Genomic DNA, 18,437 nt, shown 5'->3' with positions numbered 1-18,437 from the left:
CTTGCAGCGATACAAGCGGTACCGATTGCAGTGATAGCATGGTACCGATTACACCGCTACGCTTGGTACCGATACAGCGCTATCGTCAATTTCATCAATAAAACTGCGAATCTGATTGTTTCTTTCGATTTCACCAGGAATTTCTGCTCGTCCTTTATTTGAATAAAAATACAATTTTGAAGGTTGAGCTTTCTTTATCTGTTCCCAAACTTGTCTAGCAGTCTCTATTCTGACAAAAGTTTCAAATAACACAGGATGATTTACCATTTTTTAAGCCTTTACTTTTATTAAATACTCCTTAAGCGACATCAAGTTTTTATCCTTTTCTGAGATAATCAGATTTTCGATGCCACCAATCTTTTCAAATGGCCAAACTATACCCATATCAGGATCATTATACATGATGCCAGCATCTCCTTCACCATAGAATACTTCACCACACTTGTAACTAACGACAGAATCCTCAAGCACGAGATAACCATGACCAAAGAATTGTGGTACATATAGAGTCTTCTGATTCTCACCTGTCAAATCAAATCCTTGCCACTTTCCAAATGTAGGAGAATCTGGTCGAAGGTCGATAATCACGTCATATACATGTCCACTAATACAACGTACAAGCTTAGCTTGTTGCTTTACAAGTTGGAAATGCATTGCACGAATCACACCCTTTTTACTGATAGTATAAAACACCTCTTTCAGTTCATGGTTGATACCATTCTGCTTAAAAGTATCTATATTGTAATCTTTGACGAAGCCTCCACGCTCGTCTGTAGCATAGAAAGGAGTAATTTCATATGCTCCTTTCATTTCAAGCTCTTTGAATTCAAATTTCTGTACCATATCTTTTAAAGGCTCTTGAGCCACTCTATTGTTTTATTTATACCATTATCAAAATCTGTAGATACATATTCACCGACAGCATCTACAAGATCATCATTACAGAACATATTCATAGAATACTTAATTCCATCATCTGGACGAATTCCAATACCTATTTTGTCAGCATATCCAGCTAACTCCCCTATACGAAGGAGGTATTCCTTCAATTGACGAGGTGAACCTGAACCAATGTAATAGAATGCTTTATTGGTCTCTTTTTCTCCAAGTCGATAAACAGCCTCTATTAAATCATCAACATAAATGAAATCATAAGGTTGAAGCGCAGGACCGAAAGTAGCCTCATTACCTGTCATTAATTCACCTAGAGTATAACTTACGAGATTACCCGTCTTATTACCTACTCCATAGATATTAGAGAACTGCATCCATACAAATTGCAGCCCGATGTTCTTACAATAATCTTCCAAGATGAGACGACATGCATGCTTTGCGACACCATACATCATACCTCCTGATGTTTTCTCTAAATTAGGAAGACTAAATGTAGCATTCTCTGCAACAGTACCAGCACAGAGAAACTTCTTTACATTTAACTTTTTACAGATATCGGCACAATCTATTGCCATTTGAATATTAGCAAGCTGAACTGAAGGATTTGCCTTGTCAGCTCCATTCACACCTTTCCAGGCAAGATGATAAAATGCATCATACTCTTCAACTGGGAGTTCCTCGACAAGGGAAGCATCCACACAGGATTCAATTTTAGTAATGAGTTCACTCTCAGGAAGTCGTTCTCCTTGGAACGTTATATCTACGGCAACAACCTTGATACCATTTGCAACCAACTTTTTGATAAGCGAACTACCTATAAAGCCATTACCGCCTGTTACAATTACATTCTTCATATCATTAAACTTTTAAGAATTCCGAAATCTGTTTATCCATACAAGCACGAACATCGCCTCCTTCAAGCCATATCTTGCTCCACTCTACAATCTTTTCCATTGCTTCATCAAGATTCCAACGAGGAGACCAGCCAAAGGTTGCCTTCAATTTAGAACAATCCAACTTCAGGAAGTTTGCTTCATGAGGTCCACCATCATATTTATTCACCCACTTCATACCATCTCCCCATTTGCTGACGAAAAGGTCCACGAGAGCTCCTGTCTGGAAACAATCTACATCATCAGGGCCAACATTATAATAGTCGGCATACTTTTTATCCTCATACTGCTTCATGGCAATCACAAGATAAGCATACAGAGGCTCCAAAACATGCTGATAAGGACGAGTAGAATAAGGATTTCTAACTACGATATCATCATGCTTTGCTGCTGCACGAATACAGTCAGGGATAATGCGGTCATTTGCAAAATCACCACCTCCAATTACATTACCGGCTCTAGCAGTTGAAATCGGGATGACAGGAAGACCATTGTTATCAGTAAAGAACGAACGCTTATATGAATGAGTGACAAGCTCTGAGCATGATTTTGAATTAGAGTAAGGATCATAGCCATCTAACTCTTCATTCTCACGATATCCCCAGTTCCACTCTTTATTGAGATATACTTTGTCTGTAGTTACATTAAGGAACGACTTCACGCAGTTGTTCTGACGTACACACTCCAAAATATTAACCGTACCCATGACATTTGTTTCATACGTATAAGCTGGATCCTTATAGGAATCACGAACTATAGGTTGTGCCGCGAGATGAAGAACAATCTCAGGCTGAGCTTCATCAAAGGCCTTTTTAAGTGCAGCCATATCACGAATATCACCAATAACAGAATGTACATCTCCCTCAATATTAGCAATTTTAAAGAGAGACGGTTCTGTTGGTGCTTCTAAAGAATAACCAGTTACAATAGCTCCGGCATTTGCAAGCATCTTGCACATCCAGGAGCCTTTAAAACCCGTATGTCCCGTAAGGAAAACTCGTTTTCCTTTATAGAAATCAAATATATTTTCCATTCTTATTAATTATATTTTTTACTTTGCATAATCAGGAATCTCAGGAATACTACGATCCCAACGTTTCCATGGAGCTTTATCTTCTGCAAGAAGTTTCTCAAGTAGGGACTTCTCACGGATATTATCCATACACTGCCAGAAACCAGTGTGGACGTATGACATCAATTGCCCTTGCTCTGCCAACTTTACCAAAGCTGTCTTTTCAAAAACACAAGAGTCGCCACCTTCCAATAAATCAAAAACTCCAGGTTCAAGAACCATATATCCAGCATTGATAGGAGAGCCATCCAATGAACTCTTTTCACGGAATGCTCGGACAGCCTGATCTTTGGTAATATCAAGAATACCCTTGTCTTGCGCCATTTTGACAGCTGTAAGAGTTGCAAGTTTCCCATGACTCTTATGGAACTCTATAAGTTTATCTATTTCAACGTCGCATACACCATCACCATAAGTCATGAGGAACGTTTCATTTCCTACATATTTTTGAATACGCTTGATACGTCCACCAGTCATAGTATTATAACCAGTATCTACAACCGTGACCTTCCAAGGTTCCATATTGGTTTGATGCACTGTCATTTCGTTCTTACCATTACGATAATCAAAAGTAACGTCAGAATTATGCAAGAAGTAATTGGCAAACCAATCTTTGATATATTCCTGCTTATATCCTGCGCAGATAATAAACTCGGTATGCCCATAATAAGCATACTCCTTCATAATATGCCATAGGATAGGCATACCGCCTATCTCAATCATTGGCTTTGGTTTGAACTGAGATTCCTCAGAGATACGGGAACCAAACCCGCCTGCAAGAAGAACTACTTTCATTGTAATCTAACTTATTTTTTTAAAACCTTTTTGCGTTCATTATTTGTAAGTCCCAAGCAAAAACATACAATCAGAGACACAAACAATGTTATGATAAAACCAATCAAATGGTTTAACAAAGATCCATCAACTAAATATCTATATCCTATATAATATACAGACAAAGGAAACATTACTTTTATCGCAGGAATATAAACAATCTTGCAATATTCCGCAAAATTCATACTAGTCACCTTGCACACAATTAAGAACATAGCTACTATTTTAACTAAATCAGTTAACATAAATGCAACAACTATAAAATACGCAGGAAGACCTAAACGAAAACCACAAAAGGATATAGGTAAACCTAAAACCAACAAAGAACTTTGAATAATCTGATACCATTTTACCTTACCTGTTGCTTGAATAAGACCATCAATTCCCAAAGCTAATGATCTTACAAACAAACTTAATAAAACAGCTTTAGAAAAAGCTATTGTATTTTCAGGTATATTATGCAACCATAGTTTTAACAAAGTCTCTATCTCGATAAAGGCTGAAAAACAAAGAATTATCATAGACAGAATACTAAACTTTGTAATTTTAGATACTATTTCAAATGTTCTTTCATAATTACCAGAACTATAACTTTGCGTTAACTGAGGATTTGCAGCTGTTCCAAGATTTGTAACCAGACCTATAATTTGTGATTCTATCTGTGCCGCTACAGCATAAGCACCATTGACAATCGTACCAAAAATATAATTAATCAACAAAGCTGCACCTTGACTTCTCGCAAGATATGCAAAGGCTCCTAAAGATGTGTAATTATTAAAATAAAGAATCTCCTTATATTTATTTATATCACGACAAAAATTCCACTTAACAGTTTCTTTAAAATACTTGTTACAATATATCTGATAACATATAAAGGAAATTGCAGAAATCACACAAACCCCAATAGCATAAAACCTTAAACAGTTACCAACATAGAATATTAATAAAACGACAAGAGGGATTTTTAAAAGCGTTGTAGAAAAATCGATTATTGCAATTGACTTAAATTTTTCAAATGCTGTCATAAGAGCTTGATATGGAACATTTATGATCCCAATGGCTGCTATTGTCGTAGATATAAAATATATAAATTTAGCATCTCCTATCTTATTTGCACTTACATTTAAAACATTATTAATATACCATAAGCCTATTGTTAAAGCTATCAAATAAGCCAAAACAGCAAACCCAATATGTAATAAAAGACAGACATTAAAAACTTTATTAACGTTACCTCCACTTTTTTTTCCCATCTCGATATTTAGGAATCGTCTAGTCGTTGTTATCATTGCAGTACTTATAAAAGTTAACATTGTAACAATACCACCAACAACATTGTATAGACCATAATCTTCAACTCCTAAAGCTTGAAGAACATATCGAGTAGTAAACAATCCGATAAATGCAATTAATATCATTCTAACATAAATTATTATGGTATTAATTGCAATACGCTTGTTACTTGATTTTAACTGTTGCTCCATTATTCTTATCATTTGTTATCACCAGTTCCACTTATATCGGTTCTAGTAATACATATTCATCTTATTTACCAAATTCTTTAATTTTCTGTTCCTCTTTCAATGAGCAAACAAGCAGTTGTCCATTCTTCTCGGCTACAATATAGCCATCCAAGCCTTGAACAACCACCTTGCTTTCTTCGGCTGCATGAACCACGCAGTTCTTGCATTCATACAAGCGGATGTCCTTGCCTACCTTGGCATTGCCAGCCTCATCCTGTGGAAGCAAGGTTCGGAGACTGCCCCAGCTGCCTAAGTCGCTCCATCCGAACTCGGCTGGCAGGGTATAGATTTCCTTCGACTTCTCCATCACGGCATAGTCAATGCTTATCTTCTCGCAGGTTGGGAAGAGTTTGCCGACTACCTCTTTCTCCTGTTCGGTATAGAAAGAAGGAGCCATCTCATCCATAATGCTGGCAAGGTTTGGCTGGAAGGTTCGGATTGCCTTGCTGATGGTATCGATGTTCCATACGAAGATTCCGGCATTCCAATAGTAATTGCCAGCAGCAAGGTATTGCTCGGCTGTCTCCAGGTTTGGCTTTTCTTTGAATGCCTCAACCTTGTAGATTTCATCTACGGATGTTGGCTCTGCTGAGGCTATATAGCCATAGCCTGTTTCCGGGCGGCTTGGCTTGATACCGATCGTAACGATGGCGTTCTTATCGGATGTATAGCTCAATGCCTTGCTGAGCACTCGCTGATACTCCGAGGTATTAATGACCAGGGCATCGGATGGTGTCACCACGATATTGGCATCAGGATGCTTCTTCTGGATCTTCCAACAGGCATAAGCAATACATGGAGCGGTATTGCGAGCCTCCGGCTCTGATAATATGTTATCTACAGGCATGTCAGGGATTTGCCCCTTGACTATGCTTATGTATTTCTCGTTTGTCACTACCCACATGTTCTCGACAGGACAGATTGGCTTCAATCTATCTACTGTTAATTGAATGAGGGAACGGCCGACACCCATCACATCAATAAACTGCTTTGGGTAATCGGGGGTTGACATAGGCCAGAAGCGGCTGCCTACACCGCCAGCCATGATTATAATTTGTATGTCGTGCATAAATCTCTTTCTTTAATATTAAAGATTTTCTAAAATCATCCCGTCCTTCTTTGTTGATAAAGCGAGCTGCACTCGGCAATTTGAAAACGAGTTTTCATTGCACTCATTGGCATCGCTTTTTCCCATTAAAGAAGGTATTTTTTCGAATCCCTCCGTCTCCCTTTCCAAAGGGAGATCCACCTCTAACCAAGCCTTCCTCCTCAGAAGGAAGGATGTAACCGCCCTCCGGTGCTCAGAACCGCTACGCTATAAGGTTGGCGGACCATCAAAGGTCTACGCCATATTGTGCGGGATGGGACCGCCTAGGGATAACGATACTATGTGCATAAGTTTAATGCTTATTTACACAAGTCTGAGAAAAACAAAGACTAGCAATAAATTTATTGTTATCTCCTCATTAACTTTGCCGCAAATTCAAAGAAATCTGCAACATTCTTGAAATTATCAAACTGCTGGCAATACAGACTGGCATAAGGTTCAGGAAACCTACTGCGTATATCAGCCTTTATCATATTTGCCAAAACCTCCTTTGTGTAAGCTTTCAGCAATTCGTTATATTGTTCTTCGCTCATGATTGTTTTATTTCAATTTCTAAAACATTCGATATAACTTGACTCGTATATAGGAAAACCAATTGCACAAGAAACTTCGGAAGTAAAGAAGCAAGATGTTCTTTGTTATTAGCTTATTGTTATGATAGCTATTTTTTATGCTGAACAAATGTCCCTATCATTTAAATTGGTATAATTTATATACCGTAAACATCACTCCCATTAAAGGCTTTATAAAAAGCCAGATAATGACAAGATTGACATATAAGATGAAGCCATATCCATACCAACTATGCATACCACAAAGATAAAACAGGGAAGCTACTAATGGAAACACAAGCTGTATCTCATCGGCGTTGTAATAGTTGCTTAATACATAACGAAAACTATCCCATTTATTGGTATAGGCTATTTTCTTAACATCTATCTTCTTGTTATCAAAAAAGATTTGAAGACCATACAAAATCATAAAAGTCAATATCAAACAAACAATTTTTCCAGAATTGTCATTTAAAATAGGTAAAGACAAAATATCCTTGAATATAAAATTGTCTAAACATGATGCAGACAAAGCCAGTAATATTATCAGAACGATAGAGTAGCAAATCGAATTGATTATTATTGAAACATAGTTTCCTTCGTATATTAAATGATGAATACTTGCGGATTGCTCATAACCATTTAAAATCAAATTGCGCTCTTTTTCATCCATGTCTTTTGCTGGAAATGGCAAATCGGCTTTATCTAAGTTTTTAAGAATGCAATATTTTTCCATCAATGGTTTTAACTTTTCCCTTCCAAACTTAGATAGTCCATTGAAATAAAGCATAAGAAGTTCATATTTTGAAAGTTGCGCCCTAAAAATAGAAGCATAATAGTATTTCTGTTGATTATCTATTAACTCCGTATCGTCAATAAACTTCAAGATTCGATAGAAATAACGGAAATAATGGTCTAAGATACCATCCATCACATTTTCAAATGCTTTGATTCCTGTCTCTTTAATACTTTCGACCAATTGCTTTCCATCAATTTTCCGTTCTTGATAGAGATACTTAAACAAGGCTCTTCCTTTTATCTCATTCGATTCAGTGTTATTGTTGCCTATTTGTGATGTTACTTGTGCGTAAGCATTAGCTAGAAAATCATCCTTATTTACAGAATGACCAACGACTTTATGCTCTATGCTTAATCCCTCTATCAAATGCTCAAAAGTTTGAGTCATATTGAAAAAAGTATTTTCAAATTGGACTTTTAAACTACTAGCCCGACCTCTCTTATCATTTCTAATTTGCCAAATTATAGTTAGGATTACACCACCAAATGCCAAACCAGAGAACAATGCATTAATTAAGCCTGCAGTATCTCCCAAACTTCCTGCAGCTGATAAATTACCCTTTGCTAAGCCGTTGGAATACAGAATAATTTTATCAATCTCTGCCAAATAAATATAATAGCAAGCAAAAATTAGAGCAAAGACAGTGAATGCAAGATATATAAATGACGATTTATCTCTTCTCATAATAACTATCTATATTAAAATAACAAGCATATTCTTCTATTGAAGGAAGTTGCTTTAAATATTCAACAATCTTCACATCTGACTCATTTAGGGGATATATTTTTTCTAAAAAAGAATTCCATATACTCTCAAGATCCGTGTGAGCCAAATCTGCTTTTGTGAAAATAGGACATCCTTCTGTTATATTACGTCCTATTTTCTTTTTCAAAGCTTCAATATTATCATCGCGTTTATCATCAGGATTTTTTTTCAAGTTAATATCTACAGCCGCTTGATATATATGATCTTTTATTGAGTTCCATTTTAAAGTAAGGATATCATTTGTTGGCAGCAATTTCTTACCGCCGTCAAACATATCCAAATAATACTTAGAAGCCTCATTATTTTGAATAAACGTAAGACCGAAGACATTACTTTTATCATTAAATTCTTCCCCGGGTCCTAATACATAAGAAAATTGTTTCGTATTAAAAGTTCGGGGAAATATCTGTACTCCTAATGTTGATAGCTCTGAGGTTTGCCCCAAAGGTGTTGTTATCCGATATAAATATACAATACCGAGAGTACCTTCTTTTGCGGGTTTGTAAACACCTGTATCTGCATCATATTCATTTGTAGCATAAAACATCGCCACATCTTTAGAAGCTGTCAAATTGATGAATGGCGAAGGTAAGCCATAAGCAGCAGCTAGCGTATAGGGATTACCAAGTGAGAAATTAATATCTAATTCTGGTATGAAAATACCTTCGTCTAATAATTTAAAAAGCGGAAAAGTCTTCACCAATAAAGCAAATTGCTCTAAAAGTACATTATGGTACATCAACTCATCATGAAGCTTTTTTACATTATTGCCTGACGGATAATATTTTGTTTTAAAATGCTCTTTATACTCTTCTCCATTACTATTTCCATAATACAGCACTCCTTGTTGTGTTATATTAGGCTTAATAATGAATCTGCCATTTGCCAAATGGGTAAGAAAGTATTTGTTATCACCATCCACGACACGTTCTGTCGGCATCAAATGTTTGACAGGTGTCTGATCTTGCATTTTATTCAACAAAGTACGAACTTGAATCGCATCAGGTAATATACTTTTATCTTTATTTTGATAAATCATAGATTGAAATTTTATAATAGGCTCAATATCCTAATATTACTTTTTAATTGTAATAGTTTCTCAAATGCTCCAGAATACTTTCTGCAACAACTTCACCTAAAACAGGTGGAACGGCATTACCTATATACCGTGAAGCTTTCACTAAAGAAACATGCTCTTCGTCCTCAAAAAACTTATATGACATAGGAAAAGTTTGAAGCAGTGCTGCCTCTCTCGCAGAAATGGCTCTATCTTGGTCTGGATGACCAAATCGACCATTACCATAGCCTGTACACTGTGTAGTCATTGTCGGGCTAGGCTCACTCCATTTCATTCTGCCATAAACACTTCCAAAACTTTTACCTGATTGTGACTTATGACAGGCTAACCTCAAAGATTCTGGCCATTCCTTCCAACTACCTCCCTCTCTAGTTGCTCTAATGCGTGAGAGATTCAATGGAGTCAACGCAGAAGCTCGATGTAAAAAATCCGTATTAGAAGTTTCACCTGCATTTATTGGGGGTAAATTTCCTATAGCATCGTATACTGTTTTATAATCTTTAGGGTTCTTGATAATTGGTGGAATTAGTTCAATCTCACCATATTTAGAAGCCAACAAAACCAAACGTTTTCTTGTTTGAGGTATGCCATATTGTGGGCAATAAACAACATTGACAGAAACATGATAACTTTTATCTTTCAATAATTGTACAAAATCTCCCAATACATTCTTCAATTTAAAAGATTGTATGGCCGGGACATTTTCCATTGTTACGATATCAGGTTTTACTTCTGTAACAAGCCTTCCGAATTCATAAAGCAAATCATATTTATTGGCATCCTTCTCTTTATTTTTAAAAGCATAAGAAGAAAAAGGCTGACATGGAGCACAACCTGCCAGAATTCTTACAGCTCCTTCTTCATACAATGGTTTAATATCCCTTTTCGTCACTTCCGTTACATTCCTATAAAAGAAAGGAGCAGAATTATTATATTCATAGGCAAATCGACATGTCTTATCTATGTCAAAGCCACCACAGATATGAAAACCTTTAGACTTCATACCATAGCTCAACCCACCTATACCACAGAATAAATCAACTACATCTATTGCTGTATATGGCTTACGCTTTCGTCCTTTACGCATAACTATACTATTTTTACTGAGTCTGAAAGTCTAAGCATATTTGTCTTCCTTTCTTTGGGCTGATAACCTAACTTAGTGCAAACATCTTCTATTTTTTGACAGAATAAATCGGCATTCAACTTGGTCATGGATATATTACCTTCTTCGTCTATAACCGTTGATTGCCATGTAACCCGATTGTTTAAAGGTTCTTGTGGCTTAAAATCATAGATATTTATTATCTTGTGGTCTGCCTTTGTTATCCAAGCTGCCCCAATTTCTGCCATAGTACCAAAAGAACCTTTTATATTTTCACTTGTAACAAATATAACATATATCTTTTGATCGGAATAACTATTCACAAAGAAATCTCTTAAATAATCAAAGATAGGGATATCATCAGGAATACGAGAAACAGCCTCATCACAATTCGAATAAATGATTTCTTTTGCAGGAACACCATTGAACAGCAGAAAATTGTAAACCAAATCGGATAAATCTTTATCAGCACTCGTTTGACTAATCAATATTTTGCGCTTGGCTGTATCAACTTTCTTCTTTATGCCAAAATCTGGAATGCTATCATTGATTGCTGTATCAACAACTGCCTTCACTTGATTAGAATCATACGCTTCACCATCTACAAAATGAGAAGCAATTCGTTCACTTGTCTTTCGTTTAAAATTTTCTACAGTTCTTTTCAAATCCGCTTCTCGTTTCCGTTGTTCATTTAATTGTTTCTTTTGTACAGAAGCATTTTTTAATGATGCATACGTTGCTCTTTTGTTGATAATTTCAGGCAGCAAAATCTTGCCAACATAACTGATAACTTTCTCATAACGAGGATCATCGCTCTTATATCCTTGTCGATTACTCAATGCCATATCTGGCAACTCTGACAATTCAAACAAATCTACATATAATTGCCCCACTATATAAGATTCTATCAATCTATTCTTACCAACCTTAGGCAAAATATTAAATTCTCCCATTTTCTTATTTGCATACAAGGAAATAAAATTATCAGGGAAATCAGAAGCATCCTTTTTTCGTCCTTTGGTGGATTCATAGGCTCCTATCCAACCTTCTATCACAAGCTGATATTCCTTTTTTTCACCCAAAGAATTGATTAAAGGCAACTTTTCGGAATAAGCAGGTCTTACATCTACCAAGGTATCCTTTTTATCAGCGAATGGCACATTTACTTTATTTGCCAAAGTGCCATAATCTGCACCTAACGTTATTATTGTACATAAACTTTTAGCAAATATATCGTCCATTCGTTCTATCACATCATCTTTCCCATCTTTATTGATAATATGAATTCTAAAATCTCTATCTATCAAAGGAAAGATGTTGACTATGTTCCTTTTAATTGCTGCATTTGTTTTATGAAGTTTATACTCTGGATTCTTCATCACAATTGCAGTACCATGATCATCTATCTTTTCAAAGTGTATATCTATGTCATTTATTGGCTGCAACAAACCATCATCATCAGGATGACGAGAAAGAACAAAACCAGACTTTTCTCCTTCGGCAATAGTCAGTATATCTACATTTTCAGAGACTGAGAGAGCAGCAAGCTTACCTATTCCCTTACGTCCCATTTTCTTTCTTCCTAAATCTGTAACAGAATCATTTTCATCTGTCCTAGACAACTTGGCCACCCCTAAATATTTGGCAATTCCTCCTTTTTTATAAGACATACCATGCCCGTCATCCTCAACTCTTATAGAATCTTCTTCCGAGATTATATATACATTATGTGCATCCGCATCATACGCATTGGCTATCAACTCTGCCAAGACATAGTAAATGTTTGTATAAAGATTTGGTCCCAGCAATTCAAGTATCCTTGGGTCTATTTCTATTTTATACTCTTTCTTTTCCATATATTTCTATTTATATAAATTCACATTGATATCAAATGGACTAACGAAGTCCTTTAGCATAACATGCTTCGTATCTTTCTCTGAGAGATTGGCATGTTCTGTTGGAATCTTCCAATCGATACCGAGAGATTCATCCAAGATTGAGATACCACCATCTGCCTCTGGGTGATAGAAGTTATCACATTTGTATTGGAAGACTGCAGTCTCTGAGAGGACAGCGAAACCATGGGCAAAGCCCTTAGGGATGAAGAACTGGCGATGATTGTCTTCTGTCAGTTCAACTGCCACTTACTTGCCATAGGTTGGTGATCCTTTGCGGATATCAACAGCGACATCAAGGACTCTGCCTTTTACTCATCGTACCAACTTACTTTGGGTATAAGGAGGACGCTGGAAGTGCAGGCCTCGCATCACGCCATAACTGCTCATAGACTCATTGTCCTGGCAGAAGTGAACTCTGTGTCCCAGGATTAGGGCAACCTTTTCTTCAAACTCTCGCTCACTGAAACTCTCGAAGAAGTAGCCACGAGAGTCGCGGAAGAGGCGTGGCTCTATAATGAGTACGCCTTCAATATCTGTTTTGATTATATTCATAACATTAATGATGATACTGTAATATTAGTAATTCCAGCGATTTTCTATCGCTTCTTCTATCAATCTATCAATATTTTCCTCTATATCATCATAAACATATTTACTGGTCGAATACTTGGACCTGAAGAGTGTTACATAACTTGATAGTCTGTGGTCATCATTTGTAAACACAGAATAGAATGGATTTGCTCCCTCTTCATCAGTGTCACCATTGGAATCTTTAAGGCGGTTAATACAGATACCCACAATGCCTTTATGAAGTTCCATCGCTTTTTCGATTTCATACTTCACCCATTTACGCTCTGATGTCTTCGCCCCAACAAGAACCACGAGGCAGGAACGCAATGCAAGCTGATTGTCAATCCACTCCTTAATCTTGGTCTCTGTCTTGTAACGCACTTCTTCCCAGTCGTTGTCTGAGAAAGTTGAAGAATCAGAAACTTTGCCCATGTTGCGAACCTGCGAAGCACGCCATGAGTCTCTGCTATAATGGAAGCTGAAAAAAACTTGTCTCTTTGCCATTTGTTTGTAATATTTAAGATATAAAATTACATATTACGTAAAATAAAATACAAGATGAAACTACATACTAAGAGGGATATATATAAAATACATTCTGTTTTAGAGAACAGTGACGAAATATACTTGAAGTCTTTTCCTTTTATATCATTCAATGGCATACCAAAAGGAGGTATTTCAACTTTACATGAAGTTGGATTATCTGTCATATTATTGTATATACATCTAAACTTTCTTTCCTGTTGTAAATAGTATCCATCCAATAACCAGAAAATGATTATAGGGAAACACAATATCAGCAACAATTTCGGTTCTTCATATTTTATGCACAAGCCCAAGAAAGCAGAAACTATTGTTACACATAATCCCTTTATTTTAAAGGAATTGTCAGCCATTCTTATTATTGCATTTTGCACATAATCTAAATGTTTACTCTCCATTATTTCAAGTATAATATTTTGTGTGAGACATTATTTATAATAAGACTATACATTTATATGTATATCGTAATTATAGGCTTTTTCTCTAATTCCATCTGTAACTTGAATCCAAAAGTCTATATTGGAAATAAAACGATTCCATTCAATCATATGTATATAGCTGGCATAACCTTTATATACATTGTCTCCTTTTAAGCAGTTCTGAGAAATCTTATTATTCTGATTAAACATATTGCCTCTAAGCACTTTGAACAATTTATTTGTATGCCATAAAGTACATCCTTCTTTACAACAATTCTTCTTTTCTAGCATGTAATCATAAGAACCATTTATATCTGGTAAGACTACAGCTAAAACACCATTCATCCTGCTTGTTCTATCGTTCCTCGTTGCTTCTCGAAGAGAATAAGATATTTCCCAAGGAATCCATTGTTCATCTTCGGACAGTGTAGAATTTTTCATTTGTGGAGAAATGAATACTATTGTAATGGAACTATCATATATTTTATCACGCAGTTTTGACGCTATCGTAGAATCTTTAAAATCAGACAAGTCTTCGCCATCCAACTCTCCTTTGTTGATATGGTCTTCTTCTGCTAACTTGTCTTGAAGTTCATCTACATAATCACGCACCTTGGTCGCTGTGTACAATGGAGTTCTTGCCAATCTTTTTACAGATATGTCACCATATTTGTATGAAATAAAAATTTTGTGTCCCATACCGATACTATTTTTGTAGCCAATTTAATAAAGAACGTTCTTGACCATCTGGATAATGAATCAAATATTTTGATGGCGTATCATCCCAAATAGAAGAATCAGGTCCTTTGATATAAGGATAAGTCTGAATATACTCATTACCTCTCCAATTATCAGAATCATCTGCCAAGGGCAAGATGGCAAGTCTATCGGAAACATATTTATATGTATCCCCAATACCTAATTCCCAGTTACACCACTTAGACCATAGAGCCAAATCAGTTGCCAACAGTATGAAAAAATCGTTTTCTCGTATTTTCTCTTTGATTTTCAGCGCCGTGTAACCACAAGTATAAGTCGGCATACTTTCGTCAGCCCAATCTACATAAAGATCGATACCAAGGCGTTCAAAGAAAGCCCTGGTCATATTGACATATCGGGCATCGTGATGAGAATGAGACAGAAATATGGTTTTCTGTCCATAACGTGCATTAGCATAACTTCGAGTCTCATTCAGTATATTTGAAAATGTCATTCTTTGCCTGGACAAAGAATTTACCGCATTTTCAAATTTATTTTTTGTAAATATATTCATAATCTTATCTGTTTAAAATATCATCAAACAAGGAAGAATAACAATAATCATTCAGGAGTCTTGTATTATTGATTTTCCCTTGCTTCTGTAAATTATCATATAGTATGTGAGCTGCAGCTCCCGTTGAAGCTATTGGGTAGATTCTTGCCTCAGAATTGTATTTCTTCAGTAGTTCATATTCATTAAGAACGCCCTCCATACCACCAATGAAAAATCCAGCAAAAATTGGCGAGTCTGTCAACATTCGTTGGCGCATAACAAAAAGACTTGCCGCTATGTTTTGAGTTTCATTTTCATACTTTCGAACATCATCTGTTATGACAACGTTGTCAAAATGTTGATTCTCTTTAGGCATATTACCTGCAAAATATGCAGACTGATAAATGGTCACATACTTATTATAGTCGAAACCTCGCTTTTTGAATATGTCATGAATAATGGGCGTGATGGCCGGATGGCCTCCCCATACCAAACGGAAATTTGGTATAATCGCATTCACCAATGCCACAACAGCATCACGTATGGCAATGAAGTCAGCTGTATCAAAAAAACGATGATCTCGTTCTTTTGTCGGCATACTCGCCGAAAGGAATATTACAGGTTTTTTTGTATCCATATTAAACTATCATTTATATTAATGGAATGAACACCAGACTTTTCTTCCAACCAAGCCAAATGCTTTAGCCATTCGTCCAATATACATTGATTGTTATAGAGAAGGTACACAGGAATGTCTTTATTGTTATGCCGTTTGATATCAGTGACATAATAATCCCATGATTTAGGTATTCCAATCAAAGGAATAACCTTACAGGAAAGTTTTGGAGTAGAGATAAAGAGCGTCCCATCTGTCTGTTGTACGAAAACGATCCGTTGCTTTCGTAAGCTTTCTGTAAAAGAATTCACTAAAGCCTGTTTGCGAGACTCGTACAATCTTGCATATATCGATTTAATGTATAAGACTATTTCGTCGATTTTAGAATTCTTCAGGTATTTGTTGGTATCATCTGTAAAGTCAGTTGATTCTAAACGTAAGAAGTCGCTGAAATTCAATTCTCTACGAATATTAATACCTGGCAACAACACGGAACAGATTCCGATTTTCAGATTTTGGGCAAGCATATATTCTTCCAATGTCCATTTGCTATCAGTATCAAAGAAATGCTCTGAGTTTAACAAAACCAAGGCGAAAGAATCCGCTAAACGATGTCGTAAGGACTCTTGAAATACCACACCTGCAGACAAACTCTCCGTATCTAAAAAGACATTATAGCCAGCGTGTAGAAACTTATCGTAAAGTTGATTCGCCAAATCTTGACAATCCATACGCTTATAACTGATAAAGATGTTTCTTTCCCTCGTTAGTAAACCAAGATTAGACAAGACAAGGTTCGTCACTTCTGTCTGCCCATCAGTATCATTCTCGCTTGCAATGCAAGCGGCATTGATTTCTTTCAAACAATCAGGCAGCAAAAATACTGCATTATCGAAAGAGTCAACTATAGGGATTATTACAACAGCTTTCTCCTTTAACTGGGATAGTACTTCCAAATCCAATGTCTTATTCTCACTTGTAAAATACAAAGCGACTGTTGGATTCACACCTAAGGTATTGATTTTAAATTCTTTAGACCTTATAATTTTATAACTATCTTTTGACAATTGTATATCATGGAATGCCTTTTCAATGCAACTTTGCATACATGAAGACAGCTTACTTAATTTTCCAAGAATGAGTATCTGGTATGATGAATAAATCATATTTTCGGATGTTATTACAATTATTGTTAGAGATGTCAGCTATTAAAAAATCATTGTTTTTCAAGCCATCAAAGGTATTTTTCAGAATATCTATAGTGACTGCATTATTACACGGTATGCATATACCCCCATGCTTTTACACGTTTCTCTATAGACTTTAAAAACTTTATCAAAGCTACGCGCAAAAGGCATTATGACAAAACATCTTATGGAGGTTCTTAACTTATGCATACTTTGAAGGGTACTTATGTAGTTTAACAAAAACTACTATTTGCAAAACTCCAAAAAACCCTTATCTATCTCAATGGTCGCACCACAGATATTTCTAATCTCATCACCAATAATGGCATTCTTACCTTGAATACGCTGCACATAGGCTACAACTCCAACAAGTTCTCCGTCTATAATACGCACTTTATCACCCTTTTTGATAGGGTGGTTCTGTATCTCAGCCTTGCCAGTCATTACAATTCTGCGAAAATTGTCGAATTTGGTATCAGGGATAGCATATGGGGTACTTTTGCCTGGTTCCGAAAGCATCTTATAAACATCGGAGCGGAAGCGGATTTCATTAAGATTTTTGTCCTCAACTCTCACAAAGACAAAGGTGGTAAGAAAGACAGCCTCACGGATAACACGTTTGCCACGACTATTGATCATGACACGTCTTTCCAAAGGAAGCCAAGTCTCCAAGGCGAATTTTTTATCCTTGAAGCTTTGTTCAATAAGAAGCTTGATTTTTTCTCGTAGTTCACCCTTACACAAGCCTCATACCAGTGCATCGGTTCTGTTGCTACGAAACCATTTTCAGCTACATATCCTTCACTTTTTGCCATGGCTTCGCCGTCGTCCCCTGCAATAGTGGACGTAACCTGTGAGTGTATATTTGTCTCTTTCATCATGCGAATCAAGTTCGTTTTTTGATGACGTTCATCTGAATCTCGATATAAGAGACACAGAATCTCCTTGCAAAAATACGAAAATTGTTGGAAACTAGCAAATTATGCGTGTTAAAAAATTAATATCATTCTACGATAATCAACATTATTTTACTATTCTTTTCGTACATAATTTCCTAAGTCGTTGATTGAACGAAAGTTTTCCGGTTTTCTGTGTCGCTCATGTAAAGATTCAGGAAAAATGGTTCATTTTGGTTCATTTTACAAAATCCCTCTTTTTATTCTTTTTTGTGGCTTATAGGGCTGCCAGTATTTTGGCGTTGGCATCATCTACTTCTGAGCTTTTGATAGAATTGAGATAGATTTGTGTGGTGGTTTCTCCATCTTTCGTTTGGTTGCAACCTTTGTGATGATGACAGATACACTTAATACAATTGCCTCTAAACGAACAA

General features: G+C 36.2%; 19 protein-coding genes and 1 pseudogene. All 20 read right to left on the bottom strand.

Features of this window, described 5'->3' with window-relative positions:
• Positions 1 to 48 precede the first annotated feature (48 nt).
• The 20 genes and pseudogenes from ONT08_RS16335 to ONT08_RS16240 all read right to left on the bottom strand — a co-directional run bounded on the left by ONT08_RS16335 (position 49) and on the right by ONT08_RS16240 (position 17,988).
• Positions 49 to 267, bottom strand: a complete 219-nt coding sequence (locus ONT08_RS16335; protein ID WP_264960466.1) for a hypothetical protein — start codon at positions 265 to 267, stop codon at positions 49 to 51.
• Between the two features lie 3 nt (positions 268 to 270).
• Positions 271 to 843, bottom strand: coding sequence for a dTDP-4-dehydrorhamnose 3,5-epimerase (gene rfbC, locus ONT08_RS16330; protein ID WP_264960465.1), 573 nt, complete (start codon positions 841 to 843; stop codon positions 271 to 273).
• A 5-nt stretch (positions 844 to 848) separates the two neighbouring features.
• Positions 849 to 1,748: an NAD-dependent epimerase/dehydratase family protein gene (locus ONT08_RS16325; protein ID WP_264960464.1), complete on the bottom strand. Its 900-nt coding sequence runs from the start codon at positions 1,746 to 1,748 to the stop codon at positions 849 to 851.
• A 4-nt stretch (positions 1,749 to 1,752) separates the two neighbouring features.
• The gene (rfbG, locus tag ONT08_RS16320) at positions 1,753 to 2,820 is read right to left on the bottom strand and encodes a CDP-glucose 4,6-dehydratase (RefSeq protein ID WP_264960463.1); all 1,068 of its coding nucleotides are present in this window, start codon (positions 2,818 to 2,820) and stop codon (positions 1,753 to 1,755) included.
• A gap of 18 nt (positions 2,821 to 2,838) precedes the next feature.
• Positions 2,839 to 3,654, bottom strand: a complete 816-nt coding sequence (gene rfbF, locus ONT08_RS16315; RefSeq protein WP_264960462.1) for a glucose-1-phosphate cytidylyltransferase — start codon at positions 3,652 to 3,654, stop codon at positions 2,839 to 2,841.
• A gap of 11 nt (positions 3,655 to 3,665) precedes the next feature.
• Positions 3,666 to 5,177, bottom strand: a complete 1,512-nt coding sequence (locus ONT08_RS16310; RefSeq protein WP_264960461.1) for a lipopolysaccharide biosynthesis protein — start codon at positions 5,175 to 5,177, stop codon at positions 3,666 to 3,668.
• A gap of 61 nt (positions 5,178 to 5,238) precedes the next feature.
• On the bottom strand, positions 5,239 to 6,285 hold the full coding sequence (locus ONT08_RS16305) for a mannose-1-phosphate guanylyltransferase (protein ID WP_264960460.1): 1,047 nt from the start codon (positions 6,283 to 6,285) through the stop codon (positions 5,239 to 5,241).
• 386 nt (positions 6,286 to 6,671) lie between these two features.
• Positions 6,672 to 6,857, bottom strand: a complete 186-nt coding sequence (locus tag ONT08_RS16300; RefSeq protein WP_264960459.1) for a hypothetical protein — start codon at positions 6,855 to 6,857, stop codon at positions 6,672 to 6,674.
• A 157-nt stretch (positions 6,858 to 7,014) separates the two neighbouring features.
• Entirely contained in the window at positions 7,015 to 8,358 is a 1,344-nt protein-coding gene (locus tag ONT08_RS16295; RefSeq protein WP_264960458.1) for a putative phage abortive infection protein, read from the bottom strand.
• On the bottom strand, positions 8,345 to 9,478 hold the full coding sequence (locus ONT08_RS16290) for a hypothetical protein (RefSeq protein WP_264960457.1): 1,134 nt from the start codon (positions 9,476 to 9,478) through the stop codon (positions 8,345 to 8,347). The genes ONT08_RS16295 and ONT08_RS16290 overlap by 14 nt, the downstream gene beginning before the upstream one ends.
• 43 nt (positions 9,479 to 9,521) lie before the next feature.
• Complete coding sequence (locus tag ONT08_RS16285) at positions 9,522 to 10,604, bottom strand: DNA cytosine methyltransferase (RefSeq protein WP_264960456.1); 1,083 nt, start codon at positions 10,602 to 10,604, stop codon at positions 9,522 to 9,524.
• A 2-nt stretch (positions 10,605 to 10,606) separates the two neighbouring features.
• Positions 10,607 to 12,478: an ATP-binding protein gene (locus ONT08_RS16280; protein WP_264960455.1), complete on the bottom strand. Its 1,872-nt coding sequence runs from the start codon at positions 12,476 to 12,478 to the stop codon at positions 10,607 to 10,609.
• Positions 12,479 to 12,484: 6 nt separating this feature from the next.
• Positions 12,485 to 13,072: pseudogene (gene rfbC / locus ONT08_RS16275) on the bottom strand (dTDP-4-dehydrorhamnose 3,5-epimerase).
• Positions 13,073 to 13,096: 24 nt separating this feature from the next.
• Positions 13,097 to 13,594, bottom strand: a complete 498-nt coding sequence (locus tag ONT08_RS16270; RefSeq protein WP_264960454.1) for a TIR domain-containing protein — start codon at positions 13,592 to 13,594, stop codon at positions 13,097 to 13,099.
• 482 nt (positions 13,595 to 14,076) lie between these two features.
• A complete protein-coding gene (locus tag ONT08_RS16265) occupies positions 14,077 to 14,751 on the bottom strand; it encodes a TIR domain-containing protein (protein WP_264960453.1) in 675 nt (224 codons plus the stop codon).
• 7 nt (positions 14,752 to 14,758) lie between these two features.
• Entirely contained in the window at positions 14,759 to 15,325 is a 567-nt protein-coding gene (locus ONT08_RS16260) for a toll/interleukin-1 receptor domain-containing protein (RefSeq protein ID WP_264960452.1), read from the bottom strand.
• A gap of 4 nt (positions 15,326 to 15,329) precedes the next feature.
• Positions 15,330 to 15,941 carry a hypothetical protein gene (locus tag ONT08_RS16255; protein WP_264960451.1) on the bottom strand — a complete coding sequence of 204 codons (612 nt, stop codon included), beginning with the start codon at positions 15,939 to 15,941 and terminating at the stop codon, positions 15,330 to 15,332.
• Complete coding sequence (locus ONT08_RS16250; RefSeq protein WP_264960450.1) at positions 15,920 to 17,086, bottom strand: toll/interleukin-1 receptor domain-containing protein; 1,167 nt, start codon at positions 17,084 to 17,086, stop codon at positions 15,920 to 15,922. Before ONT08_RS16250 ends, ONT08_RS16255 begins: the two co-directional genes overlap by 22 nt.
• A 267-nt stretch (positions 17,087 to 17,353) precedes the next feature.
• Entirely contained in the window at positions 17,354 to 17,761 is a 408-nt protein-coding gene (locus tag ONT08_RS16245; RefSeq protein ID WP_367398953.1) for a hypothetical protein, read from the bottom strand.
• Complete coding sequence (locus tag ONT08_RS16240; protein WP_264960448.1) at positions 17,743 to 17,988, bottom strand: hypothetical protein; 246 nt, start codon at positions 17,986 to 17,988, stop codon at positions 17,743 to 17,745. Before ONT08_RS16240 ends, ONT08_RS16245 begins: the two co-directional genes overlap by 19 nt.
• Between the last annotated feature and the right edge of the window lie 449 nt (positions 17,989 to 18,437).

Source organism: Segatella copri (genome assembly GCF_026015465.1).
In the GTDB taxonomy this organism is placed as follows: domain Bacteria; phylum Bacteroidota; class Bacteroidia; order Bacteroidales; family Bacteroidaceae; genus Prevotella; species Prevotella copri_E.
This window is presented reverse-complemented; position numbering and strand designations above follow the sequence as displayed.